Source organism: Streptococcus sp. 27098_8_109 (assembly GCF_041432295.1).
Taxonomy (GTDB): domain Bacteria; phylum Bacillota; class Bacilli; order Lactobacillales; family Streptococcaceae; genus Streptococcus.
On record NZ_JAPVZJ010000002.1, the window covers coordinates 83,762 to 102,816 of the forward strand.

Genomic DNA, 19,055 nt, shown 5'->3' on the forward strand with positions numbered 1-19,055 from the left:
CAATAAATGATGAAGCTTTTCTTAACTTCTTTTTCTCGGTTAAACAGTTTTTCTAAACTGGTTATTTAACCAATTAATTAACCAGTAAATAGTTTACCTTTTTTAAGTTTATCTGTCAAGATTTTTATGTCATTTTAAAAAAATAAAAGCCAGTATTGCTACTGACTCTTACATCATATTGATTTAATAGGATAAACTTATGCTTCTGGTTTCGTCGTAACTGACTCACTACCTTTTAACAAAGCAAGTAGTTTCTCTGCTTCTGCCATGATGCCATTATTATCCATGGTTTGAAGACTCAGATTATTTCGTAAACCAGATAGGCTCTCTGTCACATTGTCTTTCAAACTAGCATCCGTTACTTTAGCAAGTATAGCTTCTACTTCTTTGAGTTTGGCTTCTACTTTTTCGGTTTCTACTTGAGGTACTTCAGCTTCGTCTGTTGTATCTTTAGATACTTCTTCTGTCTCGTCTTCATCAGTGCTCGGTTTATAAAGATTATCTACTGAAGGGGTTGAACCTGTATGATTTTCTTTTTCATTGGATTCAGGACGAGTTGACTCGTCTGATTCATGACGATCTTCCTTATCTTCATCAGATTTACTGTCTTGGTCTGCCTTATTTTTACGAACATGGTCGCTGGCATTTCCCCAACCATTATCTGAGTGAGGACGTTCTTCAGGATGTTCAACGTAATATTTTACAGTCGCAAAGAGATCCTCCAGGCTATAACCCTTAGGTGCTTCATAGAGTCCTTCATCAAACCAACCAAATTTAATGTTATGGTAATGGTCGTAATGAGGTATAATTAAGCTACCATTTTTTACTTCAACAGTATGTTGTAGATTGTAAGGAATATGATCAAGTGGGACCTTCTTAGCTGCTTTCACTTTATTATAGATTGCTTCTACTCCTTTAACCTCAGTATCTCCTGAACCCTGATTCTCTGTTGAAGGAGGTGTCAAACCTTTCTCTTTAGCATAAGCCTGGGCTGCTACTCTTTCAGCTTCAGACAAGCTCTCTTTCTTAATCCAATGACTATGGGTCATATGCGGAGTTACATAAGCATCTCCCTCATCACTGGTAATATCACGAATGTCAAAGATATACCCATCTTCTGTTGTATACTTACCTGCTAATTTCGCTAATTTAATTTCAACATCTGTATAAGCAATTTGAGCATTTGGTTTTCCGAGACGTTCTGGATGAGTAATTGGTGCTAGGAATGCTAATAAATCATCTACTAATTTTCCTTTATTAGAAGATTCATCATTCAAGCGTTCTGCTAATTTGTCTAAGGCTTGGAAATCAGAAGTACGACCCTTATTTTCAGACAAGGCTTTATGAGCCTCGGTCAATAAATTATATGCTTTATCATAAAATTCTTGGTCCCGAGGAGCAACATTTTCTTTCTTCGCAACTAGAGCGTGTGTTTCTTGAGTTTTCTTAGACAAAAGATTTTCAATAGCGTCAATCTTATCCTTGGCCAAATCTTTAGCAAGAACATAACGACTAACTCCCTTATCCTCTATAATATATCCGTCGCCAACTTTTCTAACAACCTGGTTGACATCAAATTCAGTCGGTTTATTTTCCGCTGGCTCTTGAGGTTTGGTAGTAGGTGCTGTCTTCAGTGGAGTGATGCTTGGCAAGACACTGCCATTTTGTCCCTTAACAGCTATCATACGAGCCAATTTTTCTTCCAGCGGTGACATTTGTGAATAAGGGATAAAGTGATAATGGTCTCCGTGAGGCACTGCGACACCATTAGCTGTACGTTTGATGATTTGTGCCGGATCAAAGACTAAGCCATCTGATTCAACATGACGTTCTGATAAAGGTTTGGCATACAATTCACTTAAAAGTGTTGGGATATCTTCCCCTTGATTTTGATGATACGTTGGGGTGACAGTCAGGTTTGGAGTCTCTGTCAAACTTGGTTGGGCTGGTTTAGCATTATCACTACTTGGTTTACTTGAACTTGTAGCAGAATGAGAACCCTGTTTACCATTCCAATAGGCTTGGGCTGCAGCCAATTCTCCTGCAGACAAATCACTCTTCGGAATATAGTGGAAATGATTGCCGTGCGGTACAACAAAAGCGTCACCTGTATCTTCAATCACATCTGTCGGACTAAAGACATACCCATCATCCGTTGTATAGGCACCTCCAGTTCCTCGATTCGGTGCCTGCGTATTGAGATTAAAGTTTGGTTTAATGGTTGAACTTGGTGTTGAACTTGTTTTCTCAGGGCTGCTTGGTTTAGAATTGTCAGCATGACTTTGAACTGGCTGACCTCCAATTGGTAGATTTCGAGCCAATTTTTCTTCCAAAGCAGACATTTGCGAATAAGGAATGAAATGGAAATGATCTCCATGAGGCACTGCCACACCATTTGCTGTACGTTTTGTAATCTGTGCTGGGTCAAATACTAATCCATCAGACTCCACATGACGTTGGCTAAGTGGCAAAGCGTACAATTCTTGAAGAAGACTAGCTAAATCCTCATTTTGACTCTCAGAATCTGTTGCAGGATTTTGATGTGTCTCAGATTGACTCGTTCTCACACTAGATCTTGTTTCTCCCCTGCTAGAACGATATTCAACCGTACTTAATTGACCGCCTTTTCCAGATAAGAAGGCTTGGGCAGCAGCTAATTCACTGGCAGACAAATCACTCTTCGGAATATAGTGGAAGTGATTGCCGTGAGGTACAATATAAGCATCACCCGTGTCCTCAATGATATCAGATGCATTAAAGATATACCCATCATCCGTTGTGTAGCGTCCTTGGGCTCTGGCTGCAACTACTGCTTGATCGTTAGAAGCACCCCCGTGATTACTACTATGTTCCTGCTTCTGACGTTTAATTTCTTCTTTTGTACGAATATTGTCCGCATGAGTCGCATCTTTAAGGTAAACATAGTATTTCCCGTCTACCTTAATCACATAGCCACCCTTGATTTCATTGACAATGTCTGAATCCTTCAACTGATAATTCGGATCTTTCATCAGCAGTTCTTCACTGATGATAGCATCAAAAGGAACCTTGCCATTATAGTAATGATAATGATCTCCATGAGAGGTCACATAACCTTGATCCGTAATCTTGATAACAATTTGTTCGGCGTTGATTCCCTCTCTCTTACTGACTTCATCTGGTGTCAAGTTCTCTGCTTTTTGACCAGCCTGATCACCATCTATATAAGCTACTCGATTAGAATCTTTCTTAACTTGACCAGCTTGGTAACGACCAAGTTCATAGGAACAAACACTTAGGGCAAGAACTGCCACTGAACCCGCTACATATTTTTTATTGATTTTCATTCTTTCCTCATTTCAATTCTTCTGCTAAAACACTCATATTTTCTTCAAGATTTTCGAGATAAGTCTTGTCATTTTGTGGGTCTGCCTCTAAAGGATTCAGAGTTTTAAGACCTACACCTGTTGATTTAACAAGAGTTTCAGCTACTTTTGAAGAAGCGTTGCTTTCTGTAAAGATCGTTTTAACATTATAGGTTTTAACAAATTCCTGAATTTCTGTTAGTTGTCGTGGACTTGGTTCTTGTTCAGGAGAGATACCTGCAATACCAAGTTGCTTAAGTCCAAATCTCTTAGCTAGATAAGAAAAGGCTGTATGTTGTGTTACAAATGTTTTCTGAGTCGCTTTTTCAAATTTAGGCTGGAATTTCTTAGTCAATTCTTGAGCTTTTTTGATAAAGGCTTGCGCATTTTTCTGGTAAGCTTCTTTATGCTCACTATCCACCTCTGAAAGTTTATCAGCGATAATCTGAGCTTCTTCTCCAGCTTTTTCAGGATCTAGCCATGTGTGAGGATCATAAAGCGTTTTTTCATCAACTCCATCACCTGCTTCCACATCTTCTAGCCCAGGAACACGGTCTAAGGTCATTCCTTCAGAAGCCTCTAAAACCTTCACTTTAGATTTTTTTAGATTGGGATCTAAACTTCCTGCCCAAGATTCGAGCGTATGCGAATGGTAAACAAAGACGTCTGCATCATAGATGGCTGCGATATCATTTGCAGAAGGTTCAAAGGAGTGAATTCCACTACTTGACTGAATCATTCGAACATCATTCAAGTCACCAGATACTTCCTTGACCATAGCATAGATAGGATAAAAACTAGTTACAATTTTCATCCCTTTACCTGACTGGCTTTCCTTTTGACCACAAGCACCTAAACACAAAAGAAAGATACTTAACAATACTAAAAATAAACTTTTTTTCTTCATAGATAACCCCTTAACTGTTTAATTAACTGGTAAACATTCTACTCCTAAAAATTTAATCTGTCAAGCTATTTTTAGAAAAAATTTGAAATTTCTTTCACATATAAAAATCTGCTGAGTTTCAATAACTCAACAGATTCTCACTTTATATACTCAATGAAAATCAAAGAGCAAATTAGGAAGCTAGCCGTAGGTTGCTCAAAACACTGTTTTGAGGTTGTAGATAAGACTGACGAAGTCAGCTCAAAACACTGTTTTGAGGTTGCAGATAGAACTGACGAAGTCAGCTCAAAACACTGTTTTGAGGTTGCAGATAGAACTGACGAAGTCAGTAACCATATCTACGGTAAGGCGAAGCTGATGTGGTTTGAAGAGATTTTCGAAGAGTATTATTCTTCTATGGTAGAATGCTTATAACCATAAGTAAAGTAAATGATACTTCCTACTAACAATGCAACTAGGAAAGCAATCCAAGTTTCCATATTATACTGCAACATAAAGGATAGACAAATGATGATTGATAAAATTGGTAACAGAGGTACCAATGGTGTTTTAAATTCTCCAGCTTTGGGCATCCCCTTTTCTCTCCGTAAGCGAATCAGGCCGTAAGCTAGCATAATCAAGTAGGCTAGGGTACAAATATTTAAGAAGGCTGCGATACTAGCAAGAGGGAACATTCCTGCTGCTACTGCTGAAGCTAGACCGGTCAAGATAGTAGCATTTTTTGGTACCTTGCTTGTTTTGGTCAGTTCTTTAAAGGCAGCAGGCATCAAGCCGTCACGCGCTAAACTGTAAATCATACGAGATAGGGCATAGGTCATCGAGATACAAACCGTAATCAAGGTCAAGATAGCCACCAATGACACATAATTAGCTGCCCAACTAATCCCAACGCTGCGAAGGGCAAAGGCAACGGCATCGTCGACATTTAGATGACTATAGTGAACCACACCAGTCAAGACAAGAGTCACCAAGGCATAAAGAATGGTTACGATAGAAAGCGATAAGACAATCCCTCTAGGAATATTTTTTTGAGGAGTCTTGACTTCATCTACAGCCATAGAGATGGATTCAAAGCCCAAAAAACCAAAGAACATCAAGGACGCACCAGCCATAATACCCGTACTAGCACCATAGATTTGTCCAAAACCATAGGGAGCAAAATTACTCCAATTATCAAGCTTGATATGCCAAATTCCTACTAAAACAAAGAGAGCTAAAGCAGAAAATTTCAAAATAACTAGAATCGAATTAAAGCGTAAGGCTGCCTTGGCATTTAGTAAAACAAGCGAAGTAACTAGAACCAATACAAGAATAGGCAATAAATCAACAAATGTCCCTGCTTGAGGATTAAAGGTACCATTTAAAGCCTGAGGAAGGGCTATCCCGTATTGAGAGAGAAGCCCTTTAAAATAAGCTGCCCAACCCGAAGCCACACCTGATATGGCTGTCATGAACTCCATCATGGTTAACCAACCTGCCAACCAGGCTGGGAATTCTCCTAAGATGGCATAGAGATAACTGTAAGCACCACCTGTAGCAGGTACTCGTGAAGCAAATTCTGCAAAAAAGAGGGCTGATAATCCTACACACAAGGCAGAAATGACGATTGAAATCACTAGGGCTGGACCCGCTAGAGTTGCGGCTGCAGTACCTGTTATAGTAAAGACACCTGTCCCTACCATGGCTCCGATACCTAACAAAATCAAATCCCATAACTTCAAATGCCTGTGCATCTCCGTTTTATCCAAACTAACATTCTTTGTTCTAAATATATTCATCTTTGACTCCAAAATAAAATGATGATTCTATTTTACCATAAATATAGGATATTTGTGAATATTTATAAAATGTTTTCCTAAAAAAATCTGACTACTCTCTTGTAATCAGATTTTTATCTATTCTAGTTCATTTCTTTAAAGGCTGCTTCTGCATCCGCATTGCTGATAACACCAAATTGTATCTTTCCAATCTTTCCTTGACTGTCAATCAGGTATTCTGTAGGAATGCTTCGAATTTGATAAGCTTGGAATGTGGTTGCTTTTGTGTCATAAAGAACTGGGATATCTTTATAACCTTGATCTTGGAACCATTGTGGGAATTGTTCGACAGTTTTTTCACCTTGAATTCCTGGTGCAATGACACTAAGAATTTCAAAATCTCGATCTTCTTTTGCAGCTAATTCCATCAACTCAGGCATACTTTTCTTACATGGACCACACCAGGAAGCCCAAAACTTCAAGTAAACTTTTTTACCCTTATAATCAGATAACTTAACTTCTTTGCCATCCATGGATTGCAAGGTAAAGTCTGGAGCCTCTTTTCCAACAGCAATTTGTTGTACAGGCGTTTGTTGTTGTTGTTTTGGGGCTTGTTCTGGTGCTTGAGTCTTTTTAGACTCTTCCTCCCCACAAGCCATTAATACGACTAATGACAAGAGGCTTAAGCCAGCAAACATTACTTTTTTCATCTTTTTCTCCTTTATTCAAAAATTCCAGCTAGAACATTTACTTGTCCTAAGATTAACAAAATTCCCATTAAAATAATGAGGAAACCACCAATTTTCTTCAGTAGCATCATATGACGCTTGATTTTACTAAAATAAGGCATCACTACACCTGAAGCAAGAGCCAAGAGCAAGAAAGGAATGGCCATACCCAGAGTGTAAATAAGAGTATAGATAGCTCCTTGCCAAGCGCCATTGCCGCCTGAAGCCGCAAGTGCTAAAACAGAACTCAAAACTGGACCAATACAAGGCGTCCAACCAAAGCTAAAGGTAATACCGAGTAAAAAGGCCGACCAATAACGATTGGCTTCTGATTTCTTAAAAGTAAAGCTTTTTTGAACCTCTAATTTCTTAAAATGAAAAATTTCCATCTGGTGAAGGCCCAAAATAATGATAATCGTACCCATGGTATAGCGAAACCAATTGGCATAGAGAATATTACCAAAGTAACCAGCACCAAAGCCTAAAATAAAGAAAATGAGAGAGATACCTGCGATAAAGCAAAGAGTTCGAATCAGACCTGACCAGGCAACCTTTCTCCCAAACAAAGAAAAGCTTTTTGCACTTTCCTGATCATCCAATAAAATCCCAGCATAAACTGGCAAAAGAGGAAAGATGCAGGGAGAAAAGAAGGACAAGATCCCTGCTAAAAAAACGGAGATTGAAAATACTATCGTTTCCAATAAAAAACCAACTTTCTTAATAATTCTAATCCTATTTTACTATAATCAATTTCATTTGTATGATTTCTGCTACGCAAATTGAATTAGTCTGTATTTGAAACATTTTCCGGTACTAGTTCATTCAGATTCTAGCCCCTTTTTTGCCCCCTATACACAAAAAAGCCTACTGCCCAAGCTAGAAAGCTTGATACAGTAGGCATTTGGAAGGTTGATTATTTAACAGCGTCTTTAAGAGCTTTACCAGCTTTGAATGCTGGAACTTTAGAAGCTGCAATTTTGATTTCTTTACCAGTTTGTGGGTTGCGACCTTTACGTGCAGCACGCTCACGAACTTCAAAGTTACCAAAACCGATCAATTGAACTTTTTCACCAGCTGCAAGGTACTCAGTTACTGCTGCGAATACAGCTTCAACTGCTGCTGCTGAGTCTTTCTTAGTCAATTCTGTAGCTTCTGCTACTTTAGCGATCAAATCTTGTTTGTTTGCCATGTTAATGATTCCTCCAATTTAATTTCTAATTAACAAATATAATCATATCCTAAAATCCCTTTTAGGTCAAGTTAAAAGCGCTATTTCTTCCCATTTTATTTATTTTTTTAGGAGTGGTAACGTACTAAAATAGCCCAAGCATTCTCACCCGTGTGAGTTTGAATAATAGAGCCCGTTTCCAAAACTGAAATAGGCTTTTCAACATAAGCTTGTAAGCTTTCTTTCATCTCTTTTGCCCAATCAGCACTACCAGAATATGAAATTCCAATCTCTGCTACAGAACGTTCAGAGAGCGATGTTATCAACTCATCTAACCATTTTTTAAAGGTTTTAGCTCCACGACCTTTAACGATTGGCTGCAACTCATGGTCCTTCATCTGCATGACAACACGTATATTGAGAAGTGAGCTCAACAATCCAGTTACACGGCCAATTCGTCCACCTTTTACTAAATTTTCCAAAGTTGAAACGCCAATATAGAGTTCTGTGTGGTTTTTAACCTCTTCTACATGAGATAAGATTTCCTCCAACTCCTTGCCTTCTTGCGCTAATTTTGCAGCCTCAACAACTTGGAATTTCAAGGCTTGGTCAGTGAAGGAACTATCAATAACTGTCACATCGGCAGTAGATAAGCTAGCACCTTGACGTGCCGCTTCTACAGTACCAGAAAGGGCATGAGACATATGAATAGCAAGAATCTGGCTACCATCCTTGCATAGGTCTTCAAAAACTTCAGCAAAGACACCTACAGGTGGCTGACTTGTTTTCGGAAGATTCTTACTTGCTTGCATCAACTGAAGAAATTTACCTTCTTCTTTCAAATCCGCATCAGAATAAACAACGTTATCAATCATTACAGATAAAGGAACAACAGTGATATCTAATTGTTTTACTAGTTCAGGTTCAATAGTAACAGATGAATCGGTTACAATCTTAATTTTTGTCATAGTATCAATCTTTCTATTTTAGGATTCAGATTGGTTTTCTTACTTTTAATTATATCAAAAAAAGATTAAAAATCCTAATGGAGTCATTCAAATTTTCCTTAAAAATTTGATATAATCTACTTATAAGAAAAGAGGTCCCTATGATTAAAAAAATTTATCCCATTTTAACCATTTTACTAGGTGCTGCTATCTATGCTTTTGGTCTAACTTATTTTGTAGTTCCTCATCATCTCTTTGAGGGTGGGGCGACAGGCATTACCCTCATCACCTTTTATCTTTTTAAAATCCCTGTTTCTCTCATGAACCTGCTGATTAATATTCCCCTTTTCATCCTAGCTTGGAAGATTTTTGGAGCAAAGTCCCTCTATTCTAGTTTGCTAGGAACCGTAGCCTTGTCCGCCTGGTTGGCCTTTTTTGAACGTATTCCCCTTCATATTGATCTTCAAGGTGATTTACTAATCACTGCCCTTATAGCTGGGATTCTATTGGGAATTGGTCTTGGTATTATCTTTAATGCTGGAGGTACAACTGGTGGTACTGATATTCTAGCTCGTATTCTCAATAAATACACTCATATATCCATGGGGAAACTGCTTTTTATCTTAGATTTTTGTATTCTCATGCTTATTCTCCTAATCTTCAAGGATTTGAGATTGGTTTCCTACACGCTCTTATTTGATTTTATCGTTTCGCGTGTCATTGATTTGATTGGCGAAGGTGGCTACGCAGGTAAAGGATTTATGATTATTACCAAACGTCCTGACCAACTTGCTAAGGCGATTAATGATGACCTAGGTAGAGGCGTTACTTTCATCTCAGGTCAAGGTTATTATAGTCAAGAAGATTTAAAAATCATTTACTGTATTGTCGGAAGAAATGAAATTGTGAAAATGAAGGAAATGATTCATCGAATTGATCCTCAAGCCTTTATAACTATTACAGAAGCTCACGAAATCCTTGGAGAAGGATTTACCTTTGAAAAAGAATAAAAAGAGGTCTTGTAGTGACCTCAAAAGTTAGACTACATCATCTATCTTTTGGGTTACAGACAACCTCTTTTTTAATTACCCAAACTCTTAAGACCAATTTCGAGCTACTTCTTCATCAGCCTTTAACTGATCCACTAATTGGTCAACTGAGTCAAATTTGGTCATATCTCGAATACGATCAAGCCAATAAACCATGACGGTTTCCCCATAAATATCTTGATTAAAATCAAAAATATTGACTTCAAAACGTGCTTCTTCTCCATCAAAGGTCACATTTTTTCCAACACTAGCCATAGCGCGATACTTCTGTCTTTGAATTTCAACATCAACAACATAAACACCATCTGCTGGCATATAAGTACGGTCTAAAAGTACCAAATTAGCTGTTGGATAACCAATCGTACGACCACGAGCGTTACCATGAACCACCATACCTCTGGATGGAAGCGGTGCCCCCAAAAGTTCTCCTGCTTCTTTCACATTGCCATCTAAAATAGCTTGACGGATACGAGTTGAACTAATCTTTCCTTTCTCATCTTCTACAGGTGGGACAATGATAACCTCTCCATCAAAGTAATTCTTTAAATCTTCTGCCGTTTTTTTGTCAGAACCAAATGTATAATCAAAACCTGCAACAATAATTTTGGCATTCATAGCCTTGATATAAGTCGCAAAAAATTCTTCTGCTGTGAGACTAGCAAATTTGCTACTAAAATCAAGGAGATACAATTCTTCTACACCTTCACGCTTTAATTTTCTCTCACGTTCAGCAGGGTTCAAAATATGCAAAAACAAATCCGGATGATAAGGCTCTAAAGCAATCTTTGGAGATTCATTAAAGGTCATAACTACGATAGGCAATAAATCCTTTCTCGCAGCCTTATTGGCAACACGAAATAGTTCTTGATGTCCCTTATGTATACCATCAAAATAGCCGAGAACAACGACCGAATCGGATGGTGTGCCAATATCTTTTTGATTTTTTATAGGAATAGTAATAATCATAAAATAATTATATCATAGTGATAGCTATTTCTAAACCAGAAAATCTGAAATGTCGTTTTTTTAAGCTGAAGTGTAGCATTTTAGAAGAATTTTGTTTTTAAAATCAACATAACGTACAAGAGATTGACGTAAGGATCTTGAAATCAGAAAAACGCATCACATCAGCCCTTAAAACTTGATACAATGCGCTTTATTATGAAAAGTTCTAGTAAATTCTTTATAAAATCAACTTCCAGCAGCCTTTTCACTTTTTATTAATAAGTTCCTTCTTCACCTTGGCTAGTCAAGATAACAGGACCATCTTTTGTAATCACGAATTGGTGTTCATATTGACAAGATAGGCCACCGTCAATGGTCTTATGCGCCCAACCGGTCTTCATATCTGTATCAATTTCCCAGTCACCTGTATTGATCATTGGTTCAATAGTCAAGACCATTCCTTCACGAAGACGGAGTCCACGACCAGCAACACCATAGTTAGGAACCATTGGTTCTTCATGCATAGTTGGGCCAACACCATGACCAACCAAATCACGCACTACACCGTAACCACGACTTTCAGCGTATTCTTGAATGGCTGCACCAATATCACCGATACGATTCCCAATGACGGCTTGCTCAATACCCTTGTACATAGCTTCTTTGGTTACATCCATCAAGTTTTTCACTTCTTCGGACGGTGTACCAACAGCATAAGCCCAACAAGAGTCTGCTAGGCCACCAGAATAGCTCTGAGTGTATTTTTTCATTTGCTCAACATTGTTGAAGTTTAATTTTGAGACATTCAGGTCAGATTTAGCAATTGGACCTCCCAAAACCATATCAACTTTGAGCAAATCACCATCTTTCAAGATATAGTGACGAGGGAAAGCATGAGCCACTTCATCATTAAGAGAGCAACAGGTAGCATAAGGATAGTCCATCATGGCACCGTCAACTCCAATCTGAAGCGGAAGGAAATTTTCTTCCTTACAACGACGGCGAACGTATTCTTCAACTTCCCACATATCTACGCCAGGCTTAATCAAATCACGCAAGCCAATATGGATACTTGCTAAAAAATCACCGGCCTTATCCATAGCTTCGATTTCACGAGCTGATTTTAATGTTATCATTTTTTCTCCTAGTTTCTAATTAATTTTAACGGTTACATTTGCTTTTGAAACAATCTGGTGACCATGATAAATATCGTAATCAATAATAGCTGACCGTCTCGTATGATGGATGATGCGTGCTTGAATGCGCAGTATATCATCTATCTGAACTGCTTGCAAAAAGTAGATCAACATCTGCTCAATAATGAGATTTCGACCACTATTCACAACTAAATCTTGAGTCATGTGGGTCAGAATTTCTGCCAATACACCATTAGCCAAAACACCGTTCTTCTCTAGCATAAAGGGTTCCACTGTAATCACTACTTCATCATGGTGGTAAGAAAGTTTTTGACCAATTTGCTCAGAAAAAGTAGGTAGAGCAGAAACTTGGGAACGACTCATCTTCTCCATGACATCTCGTCGTGTCACAACTCCAAGCAAGGTTTGATTATTCCGAACAACTGGTACCATTTCAAAGTCTTCTGCAATCATCCGTTGACTCACATTGGCAATATTTGTTGATAATCCAACCAAAAATAGGCTACGAGACATGACCTTATCAATTGTCGTGCTTGGTGATTTATCACCAGCATCTCTCATAGTTACAACTCCAACAACAACCTGATGTTGATTAATAACAGGGAAACGGCTGCTACGATTCTTACGAACCAAGTCCAAATAATCTTTGACTGTGTCGGTTTCTCTCAGAAAACCATACTCATGACTTGGGCGATAAAGTTTCTCAACTGTCAGAATATCAGTCTTGATTTGTACATTTGACAGGGCTTTATTGATCATAGTCGCAATGGTAAAAGTGTCATTCCTGCTTCTCAGAACAGGAATCCCTTTTTGATTGGCCAGTTTAAGCACATCATCATGAACCTGAAATCCACCTGTAACCAGGACTGCATTTTCATTTTCCAATGCTAACAATTGAATACGAGTCCGATCTCCGACAATCAAAAGTCCCCCATCATGAAGGTAAGACAAAATATTTTGCTCAGTCATGGCACCGATTGAGAACTTACTAAATTCTCTCTCTAAACCTTCTTGTCCAGCCAGAACCTCAGAAGAAGTCACTTCAGCAATTTCAGCAAAAGTTAATCTCTCTATAGCAACTTTCTGAGATTTAACACGGATAGTACCACTTCTTGGGCGAGTCTCTACAATTCCACGATTTTCAGCTTCTTTAATGGCCCGATAAGCCGTTCCATCACTGACTCCTAGATGGTTGGAAATGCTTCGAACACTGACCCTTTTACCAACCGGTAATTCTTCCAAATAACTTAGAATTTCTTGGTGTTTACTCATTAATTTCTCCCTTTACAAAGCGAAACTCAAGATAATCACGCATTTTCCTCGTATAGCGATCACTTCCTTTAAACTGACGAATCAAGCGAAATCCAGCCTTAAGAGCAACTCGTTGACTGGCTTCATTTTCGAGATGGGTTATAATAGATAATTGTTTTAAACCAAATTCCTCAAAAGAAAGCTGACAAAGTTTTTTAACAACTTCTGTCATAAAACCTTGAGACCATGAATCTCTTCTTAAAAAATAACCAAGTTCTGCTTCTTTTTTAATTTCATCTAGCTTTTCAAACTTAATTGAACCAATCATTTTTTCAGTTTTCTTGTCACAAATAGCCCATACACCTAAAGGAACCTTCATAAAATAATTGGCCAGTGCATATTGACTCTCTTCCAAACTAGCTTGACTTGGAAAAATGAATTGTAAATTTTCTGGATTTGAAGCTATCTCATGGAAGTCCTGACTATCACTAAAAAAGAAAGGACGCAAATACAAGCGATCCGTTTCAAAAAAAGAAAACATTGCTAATTTGGTCCAAATATTCATAAACACCTCTACGGTTTATTCTTCAACAAGTGTAATATCCGCTCCTAGATTACGTAATTTTTCAATAATATCTGAATAACCACGTAAGATGAACTCAATATTTGTAATTTCAGTTTTGCCTTCAGCCATTAAACCAGCAATGACAAGTGCGGCCCCAGCTCTAAGGTCAGTAGCTTTTACATTTGCACCACGCAAAACACGTCCACCAGTATATAAAATATGGTCGTTTGTAGTCGTAATATCTGCGTCCATCTTTGCTAGTTCAAAAACATGGTTTACTCGTTTTTCATAAATGGTATCAATAATGGTACCACGCCCCTCTGCTGTTAATAGAAGAGGAGTAATTGGTTGTTGCAAGTCAGTAGCAAAACCAGGATAAGGAGCTGTCTTAATATTGATTGCTTTCAAATTAGACTGTTCTTCGACAAAAATACTGTCCTCCGATACAGTCATTCTCACTCCCATTTCTTCCAACTTAGCGATGAATCCTTCTAAGTGTTCATAAAGAACATTATTAATACGAATTCCCTTACCGACTGCAGCAGCTAAAGAAATATATGTTCCTGCTTCAATACGGTCTGGAATCACCTGATGACGGGTTCCGTGTAATCTGTCAACACCATCAATAATGATAATATTGGTTCCAGCACCACGGATATGAGCACCCATATTATTTAAGAGAGTAGCAACGTCAATAATCTCAGGTTCACGGGCTGCATTTTCAATAATAGTACGACCATTTGCTTTAACCGCAGCAATCATCGTATTAATCGTCGCACCCACACTAACCGTATCCATGTAGATACTTGCGCCGTGAAGTCCTGTATCTTTGGCAGATAACTTCATGTTATCTCCCTCGTAGCTAACAGTTGCTCCCATAGCTTCAAAAGCCTTAAGGTGTAAGTCAATAGGGCGAGGTCCCAAATCACATCCACCAGGTAAACCAACAGTAGCTTCACCAAAGCGACCTAAAAGACTTCCATAAAAATAATAAGATGCACGAAGACTATTGATTTTCCCATAAGGCATTGGAATATTTTGAACACCTCGTGGATCAATCTCTAACACATCGTCATAACGCTTAACGGTAGCACCCATTAACTCCATGATTTCGACAAGACTAGCAACATCGGAAATATCTGGAACACAATCCAAAGTCACCACATCATCAGCCAAAATAATAGCTGGAATTAAGGCCACAACGCTATTTTTAGCACCGCTAATAGTGATTTCACCTTGCAAGGGCAATCCACCATTGATAACAATTTTTCTCATTCTAAATTTTTTATGCTCTTTCAAAATTTCTAAAAAGGTCCTACATTAAAGTATATCATAAATCCACCCTTTTTTCCATCATTTTCAATTATATTAGCAGAATCGTATTTTTTGGTAAATGAACTGTCTTGAAATGTTTTGCCCCTTTTTTGTCCCCTAAATACAAAAATAGCCCTTCGGAAAAAATCCGAGGGGCTAGAAACGTTGTTAAATCAACGGCCGAACTTTTGAATTTCAAGGTTCGGGATAAAATAGTTCACTGAACTATTTTATTTTTTAAGGTTGTAGAATGATTTCAATCCACGATATTCTGCTACTTCACCAAGTTGGTCTTCGATGCGAAGCAATTGGTTGTATTTAGCGATACGGTCTGTACGTGAAAGTGAACCAGTCTTGATTTGTCCTGCGTTTGTTGCAACTGCGATATCAGCGATTGTTGAATCTTCAGTTTCACCTGAACGGTGTGATACAACGGCAGTGTAACCAGCTTCTTTCGCCATTTCGATAGCGTCGAATGTTTCAGTAAGAGTACCGATTTGGTTAACTTTGATAAGGATTGAGTTAGCAGCACCTTCTTCGATACCACGTGAAAGGTAATCAGTGTTTGTTACGAAGAGGTCGTCACCAATCAATTGAACTTTACCACCAAGACGTTCAGTAAGAGCTTTCCAACCTTCCCAGTCGTTTTCATCCATACCATCTTCGATAAGTATGATAGGGTATTTGTCAACCAATCCTTCAAGGTAAGCGATTTGTTCTTCAGCAGTACGAACAGCAGCGCCTTCACCTTCAAATTTAGTGTAATCGTAAACTTTGCGTTCTTTATCGTAGAATTCTGATGATGCACAGTCAAATCCGATAAATACGTCTTTACCTGGAACATAACCAGCAGCTTCGATAGCAGCGATGATAGTTTCTACACCATCTTCAGTTCCGTCGAAACGAGGAGCAAATCCACCTTCGTCACCTACGGCTGTTTCAAGACCACGAGATTTAAGGATTTTCTTAAGAGCGTGGAAGATTTCAGCACCCCAACGAAGAGCTTCTTTGAATGTAGGTGCACCAGCAGGTACGATCATGAATTCTTGGAAAGCGATTGGAGCATCTGAGTGAGATCCACCATTGATGATGTTCATCATTGGAGTTGGAAGAACTTTAGTGTTGAATCCACCAAGGTAGCTGTAAAGTGGGATTTCAAGGTAGTCAGCAGCAGCACGAGCTACAGCGATAGACACACCAAGGATTGCGTTTGCTCCCAATTTACCTTTGTTAGGAGTACCGTCAAGAGCGATCATAGCACGGTCGATAGCTTGTTGATCACGTACATCATAGCCGATGATTGCTTCAGCAATAATGTTGTTTACGTTGTCAACAGCTTTTTGAGTACCAAGACCACCGTAACGAGATTTGTCACCGTCACGAAGTTCAACTGCTTCGTGTTCACCAGTAGAAGCTCCTGATGGAACCATACCACGTCCATGAGCACCTGATTCAGTATATACTTCTACTTCAAGTGTTGGGTTACCGCGTGAGTCTAGGACTTCGCGAGCGTAAACATCAGTAATAATTGACATTTCTTATTCTCCTTATTGAGTTATATTTTTTACTCCTCTATTATACCTTAAAACCCCTCCTTTTTCAAGAAAAAACGTTATCTTTGTGCAAATTTTCCTTAACTTTATAAAGTAATCGCTTTCTTTTATCTGTTTTATTCTAACTTTTATGATATACTGTTTTCATGACAGATTTATCAAAACAATTACTTGAAAAAGCTCATGGTGGCTCAAAATTAAATCCGGATGAGCAAAGACGCTATCTTGGCACTTTTGAGGAAAGAGTTCTTGGATATGCAGATATTGACACAGCAAATAGCCCTCAGTTAGAAAAAGGCTTTTTATCTATTTTAGAAAACCTTCAGGAAAAAGCAGAACCACTATTTGTGAAGATTTCACCAAATGTCGAATTTGACAAGCAAGTTTTCTACTTAAAAGAAGCTAAAGAAACTGATAGTCAAGCTACCATTGTATCTGAAGAGCATACTTCTTCTCCTTTTGGCCTGATTATCCATAGCAATGCACCAGTACAAGTAGAAGAAAAGGACCTTCGACTTGCTTTTGCAAAACTTTGGGAAGTTAAAAAGGAAGAACCAGCCAAAACATCCATCTGGAAGAAATGGTTTGGCTAGATCTTGCGCATATTTAATAAATGCCCTATATTGGCAGCCGTGTGCTCCAAATAGAGACTGGCATTTTTCAAACTATCTTCTAAAGGTTCACTTTTCTCCAAAATTGAAAAAGCCGCTTGGATATTCTCAAATGGTAAGGAAGGTAAATCTTCAGCAAGACTACCACAAATAGCAATGACAGGAACTCCGACAGGGGTTCTTTTTGCAACACCAATAGGCGCTTTACCTACTAAACTTTGACAATCTAACCTTCCTTCTCCAACAATAACCAAGTCAGCATCAGATACTTTCTTATCAAAGTCAATCAAGTGCAGGCAGGTGTCAATTCCAGATACGATACTTGACTGAGCAAAGGCACACAAACCGCCAGCAATGCCTCCACCAGCTCCTGCTCCTTTAAGTTGCAATGTTGCAGGGGAGACTTTTTCATAAAAATTTTGTATCGCCTGATCTACTGCCTCAAACATAGTAGGATATAGGCCTTTTTGCTTTCCAAAAGTGTAGGTTGCACCTTGATGTCCACATAAGGGACTAACGACATCTGCTAAAATACGAATGTGAACATCTTCAGGAATTTTATAGCAATTTTCTGTTGAAACAGAAGCTAAGTTTAGTAAGAACTGACCGCAAGCGGGCAAGCTATTTCCATCCCTATCATAAAATTGATAACCTAAACCAGCAGCAATTCCAATACCTCCGTCATTACTGGCCGTACCACCAACGCCAATATAAATATCTTTAATTCCTTTATTAATGAGATGACGAATCAACTCTCCAGTACCACAAGTTTGAATTTGAAGTGGATTTCGTTCCTCTAGCGAAATTTTTCCAAGGCCAACCAAATCAGCAACTTCAAACAGGGCTAATTCCCCTTTTTTAAAATAGCGCATGGCTTCTTCTTGGCCAAAAGGCCCTGTCACTTGGATCCATTTTTCTTCTAGGTCAAGAGAATGTCGGATAGCATCTACAGTGCCTTCTCCCCCATCACCAACAGGGCAGAGGAGACAGTCTACATCTGCAAGCGATTCTTGGAATCCTCTTTTAATAGCTTCTGCTACCTGATTAGCGGTCAAACTTTCCTTAAATGAATCTGGTGCAATTACAATCTTCATATTTTCCCTCATTCTAAAAAGTCAATCAAAGGAAGAACTTCTAAAAAATCCCTCTTGTCAACATGATGTGGTATTTCTTGTTTCAGCACTTCTTTAGCACAAAAAGCAATTCCTAGTCCTGCTGATTTCAACATTAATAAGTCATTAGCCCCATCACCGATTGCAACTGTTCTTTCTTTAGGGAGTTGGAGTTCCTTTCTCCATTGTTCCAGAGTTGCTTGTTTGATTTCAGGACTTATCATTTTTCCAACTAATTTTCCTGTTAGAAGACCGTCTTTGACTTCAAGCTGGTTGGCAGAGAAATAGGTAATCCCTAGAGATTTTGCTAGTCTTTCAACTATTGGTATAAATCCACCGGACACCAAACCAACTAGGATGCCATTCTTTTGGAGAATGGAAATGAATTCCTGAGCATTTGACGTTAGATGAATAGTGTTGAAGACTTTCTCAAATACAGAAACAGGAAGACCTTCCAAAAAGGAAACTCTTTTGATTAAACTACTTTCAAAGTCTAACTCTCCTCTCATTGCCCGACTTGTAAGCTGCGCAATTTCCTCCTCACAACCTACCTCTCTTCCCAAAAGGTCAATCACTTCTTCTAGGATTAAGGTTCCATCGACATCCATGACACACAAGCCTTTTATTTGAGACATAAGCTCTCCTCT

18 protein-coding genes are annotated in these 19,055 nt (G+C 38.6%); 3 read left to right on the forward strand and 15 right to left on the reverse strand.

All coding sequences use genetic code 11. The features are described 5' to 3' along the window. Positions 1–197: 197 nt before the first annotated feature. A complete protein-coding gene (locus tag O3664_RS01375) occupies positions 198–3,326 on the reverse strand; it encodes a pneumococcal-type histidine triad protein (RefSeq protein WP_371613521.1) in 3,129 nt (1,042 codons plus the stop codon). 7 nt (positions 3,327–3,333) lie between these two features. Then, positions 3,334–4,251: a zinc-binding lipoprotein AdcAII gene (adcAII, locus tag O3664_RS01380; protein ID WP_261061648.1), complete on the reverse strand. Its 918-nt coding sequence runs from the start codon at positions 4,249–4,251 to the stop codon at positions 3,334–3,336. Positions 4,252–4,404: 153 nt separating this feature from the next. On the opposite strand from adcAII, the gene O3664_RS01385 reads away from it, so the two are divergent. Then, positions 4,405–4,665, forward strand: coding sequence for a hypothetical protein (locus O3664_RS01385; RefSeq protein ID WP_265530761.1), 261 nt, complete (start codon positions 4,405–4,407; stop codon positions 4,663–4,665). Here O3664_RS01385 and O3664_RS01390 read toward each other — a convergent pair. The 5 genes from O3664_RS01390 to O3664_RS01410 form a co-directional block, all read right to left on the reverse strand. Then, positions 4,638–6,029 carry an APC family permease gene (locus O3664_RS01390; protein WP_371613522.1) on the reverse strand — a complete coding sequence of 464 codons (1,392 nt, stop codon included), beginning with the start codon at positions 6,027–6,029 and terminating at the stop codon, positions 4,638–4,640. The two genes, O3664_RS01385 and O3664_RS01390, sit on opposite strands and share 28 nt — an antisense overlap. A gap of 122 nt (positions 6,030–6,151) precedes the next feature. Continuing rightward, entirely contained in the window at positions 6,152–6,718 is a 567-nt protein-coding gene (sdbB, locus tag O3664_RS01395) for a thiol-disulfide oxidoreductase-associated lipoprotein SdbB (RefSeq protein ID WP_371613523.1), read from the reverse strand. Positions 6,719–6,729: 11 nt separating this feature from the next. Continuing rightward, a complete protein-coding gene (ccdA2, locus tag O3664_RS01400) occupies positions 6,730–7,437 on the reverse strand; it encodes a thiol-disulfide oxidoreductase-associated membrane protein CcdA2 (RefSeq protein ID WP_371613524.1) in 708 nt (235 codons plus the stop codon). A 212-nt stretch (positions 7,438–7,649) separates the two neighbouring features. Next, positions 7,650–7,925 carry an HU family DNA-binding protein gene (locus O3664_RS01405; protein ID WP_001284640.1) on the reverse strand — a complete coding sequence of 92 codons (276 nt, stop codon included), beginning with the start codon at positions 7,923–7,925 and terminating at the stop codon, positions 7,650–7,652. A gap of 107 nt (positions 7,926–8,032) precedes the next feature. Further along, positions 8,033–8,872, reverse strand: coding sequence for a DegV family protein (locus O3664_RS01410; protein WP_070527640.1), 840 nt, complete (start codon positions 8,870–8,872; stop codon positions 8,033–8,035). 140 nt (positions 8,873–9,012) lie between these two features. Between O3664_RS01410 and O3664_RS01415 the strand changes: the two genes are divergently transcribed. Beyond that, positions 9,013–9,861, forward strand: a complete 849-nt coding sequence (locus O3664_RS01415; protein ID WP_150922433.1) for a YitT family protein — start codon at positions 9,013–9,015, stop codon at positions 9,859–9,861. 87 nt (positions 9,862–9,948) lie between these two features. Here O3664_RS01415 and O3664_RS01420 read toward each other — a convergent pair whose 3' ends face one another. The 6 genes from O3664_RS01420 to eno form a co-directional block, all read right to left on the reverse strand. Then, complete coding sequence (locus O3664_RS01420) at positions 9,949–10,866, reverse strand: bifunctional riboflavin kinase/FAD synthetase (protein ID WP_000587433.1); 918 nt, start codon at positions 10,864–10,866, stop codon at positions 9,949–9,951. A gap of 254 nt (positions 10,867–11,120) precedes the next feature. Further along, complete coding sequence (locus O3664_RS01425; protein WP_000631541.1) at positions 11,121–11,981, reverse strand: methionyl aminopeptidase; 861 nt, start codon at positions 11,979–11,981, stop codon at positions 11,121–11,123. A 15-nt stretch (positions 11,982–11,996) separates the two neighbouring features. Further along, the gene (gene spxR / locus O3664_RS01430; protein WP_023947518.1) at positions 11,997–13,274 is read right to left on the reverse strand and encodes a CBS-HotDog domain-containing transcription factor SpxR; all 1,278 of its coding nucleotides are present in this window, start codon (positions 13,272–13,274) and stop codon (positions 11,997–11,999) included. Next, positions 13,267–13,818 carry a GNAT family N-acetyltransferase gene (locus O3664_RS01435; protein ID WP_020902836.1) on the reverse strand — a complete coding sequence of 184 codons (552 nt, stop codon included), beginning with the start codon at positions 13,816–13,818 and terminating at the stop codon, positions 13,267–13,269. The genes spxR and O3664_RS01435 overlap by 8 nt, the downstream gene beginning before the upstream one ends. A gap of 15 nt (positions 13,819–13,833) precedes the next feature. Then, entirely contained in the window at positions 13,834–15,093 is a 1,260-nt protein-coding gene (locus O3664_RS01440) for a UDP-N-acetylglucosamine 1-carboxyvinyltransferase (RefSeq protein ID WP_020902835.1), read from the reverse strand. Between the two features lie 269 nt (positions 15,094–15,362). Continuing rightward, entirely contained in the window at positions 15,363–16,667 is a 1,305-nt protein-coding gene (eno, locus tag O3664_RS01445) for a surface-displayed alpha-enolase (RefSeq protein ID WP_371613525.1), read from the reverse strand. Positions 16,668–16,831: 164 nt separating this feature from the next. On the opposite strand from eno, the gene O3664_RS01450 reads away from it, so the two are divergent. Beyond that, on the forward strand, positions 16,832–17,278 hold the full coding sequence (locus tag O3664_RS01450) for a DUF1694 domain-containing protein (protein WP_247927869.1): 447 nt from the start codon (positions 16,832–16,834) through the stop codon (positions 17,276–17,278). On the opposite strand, the gene O3664_RS01455 is transcribed toward O3664_RS01450, so the two are convergent. Both O3664_RS01455 and serB read right to left on the reverse strand, forming a co-directional pair. Beyond that, positions 17,275–18,390, reverse strand: a complete 1,116-nt coding sequence (locus tag O3664_RS01455) for a glycerate kinase (protein ID WP_371613526.1) — start codon at positions 18,388–18,390, stop codon at positions 17,275–17,277. The two genes, O3664_RS01450 and O3664_RS01455, sit on opposite strands and share 4 nt — an antisense overlap. An 8-nt stretch (positions 18,391–18,398) precedes the next feature. Further along, on the reverse strand, positions 18,399–19,043 hold the full coding sequence (gene serB, locus O3664_RS01460; RefSeq protein ID WP_084928486.1) for a phosphoserine phosphatase SerB: 645 nt from the start codon (positions 19,041–19,043) through the stop codon (positions 18,399–18,401). Between the last annotated feature and the right edge of the window lie 12 nt (positions 19,044–19,055).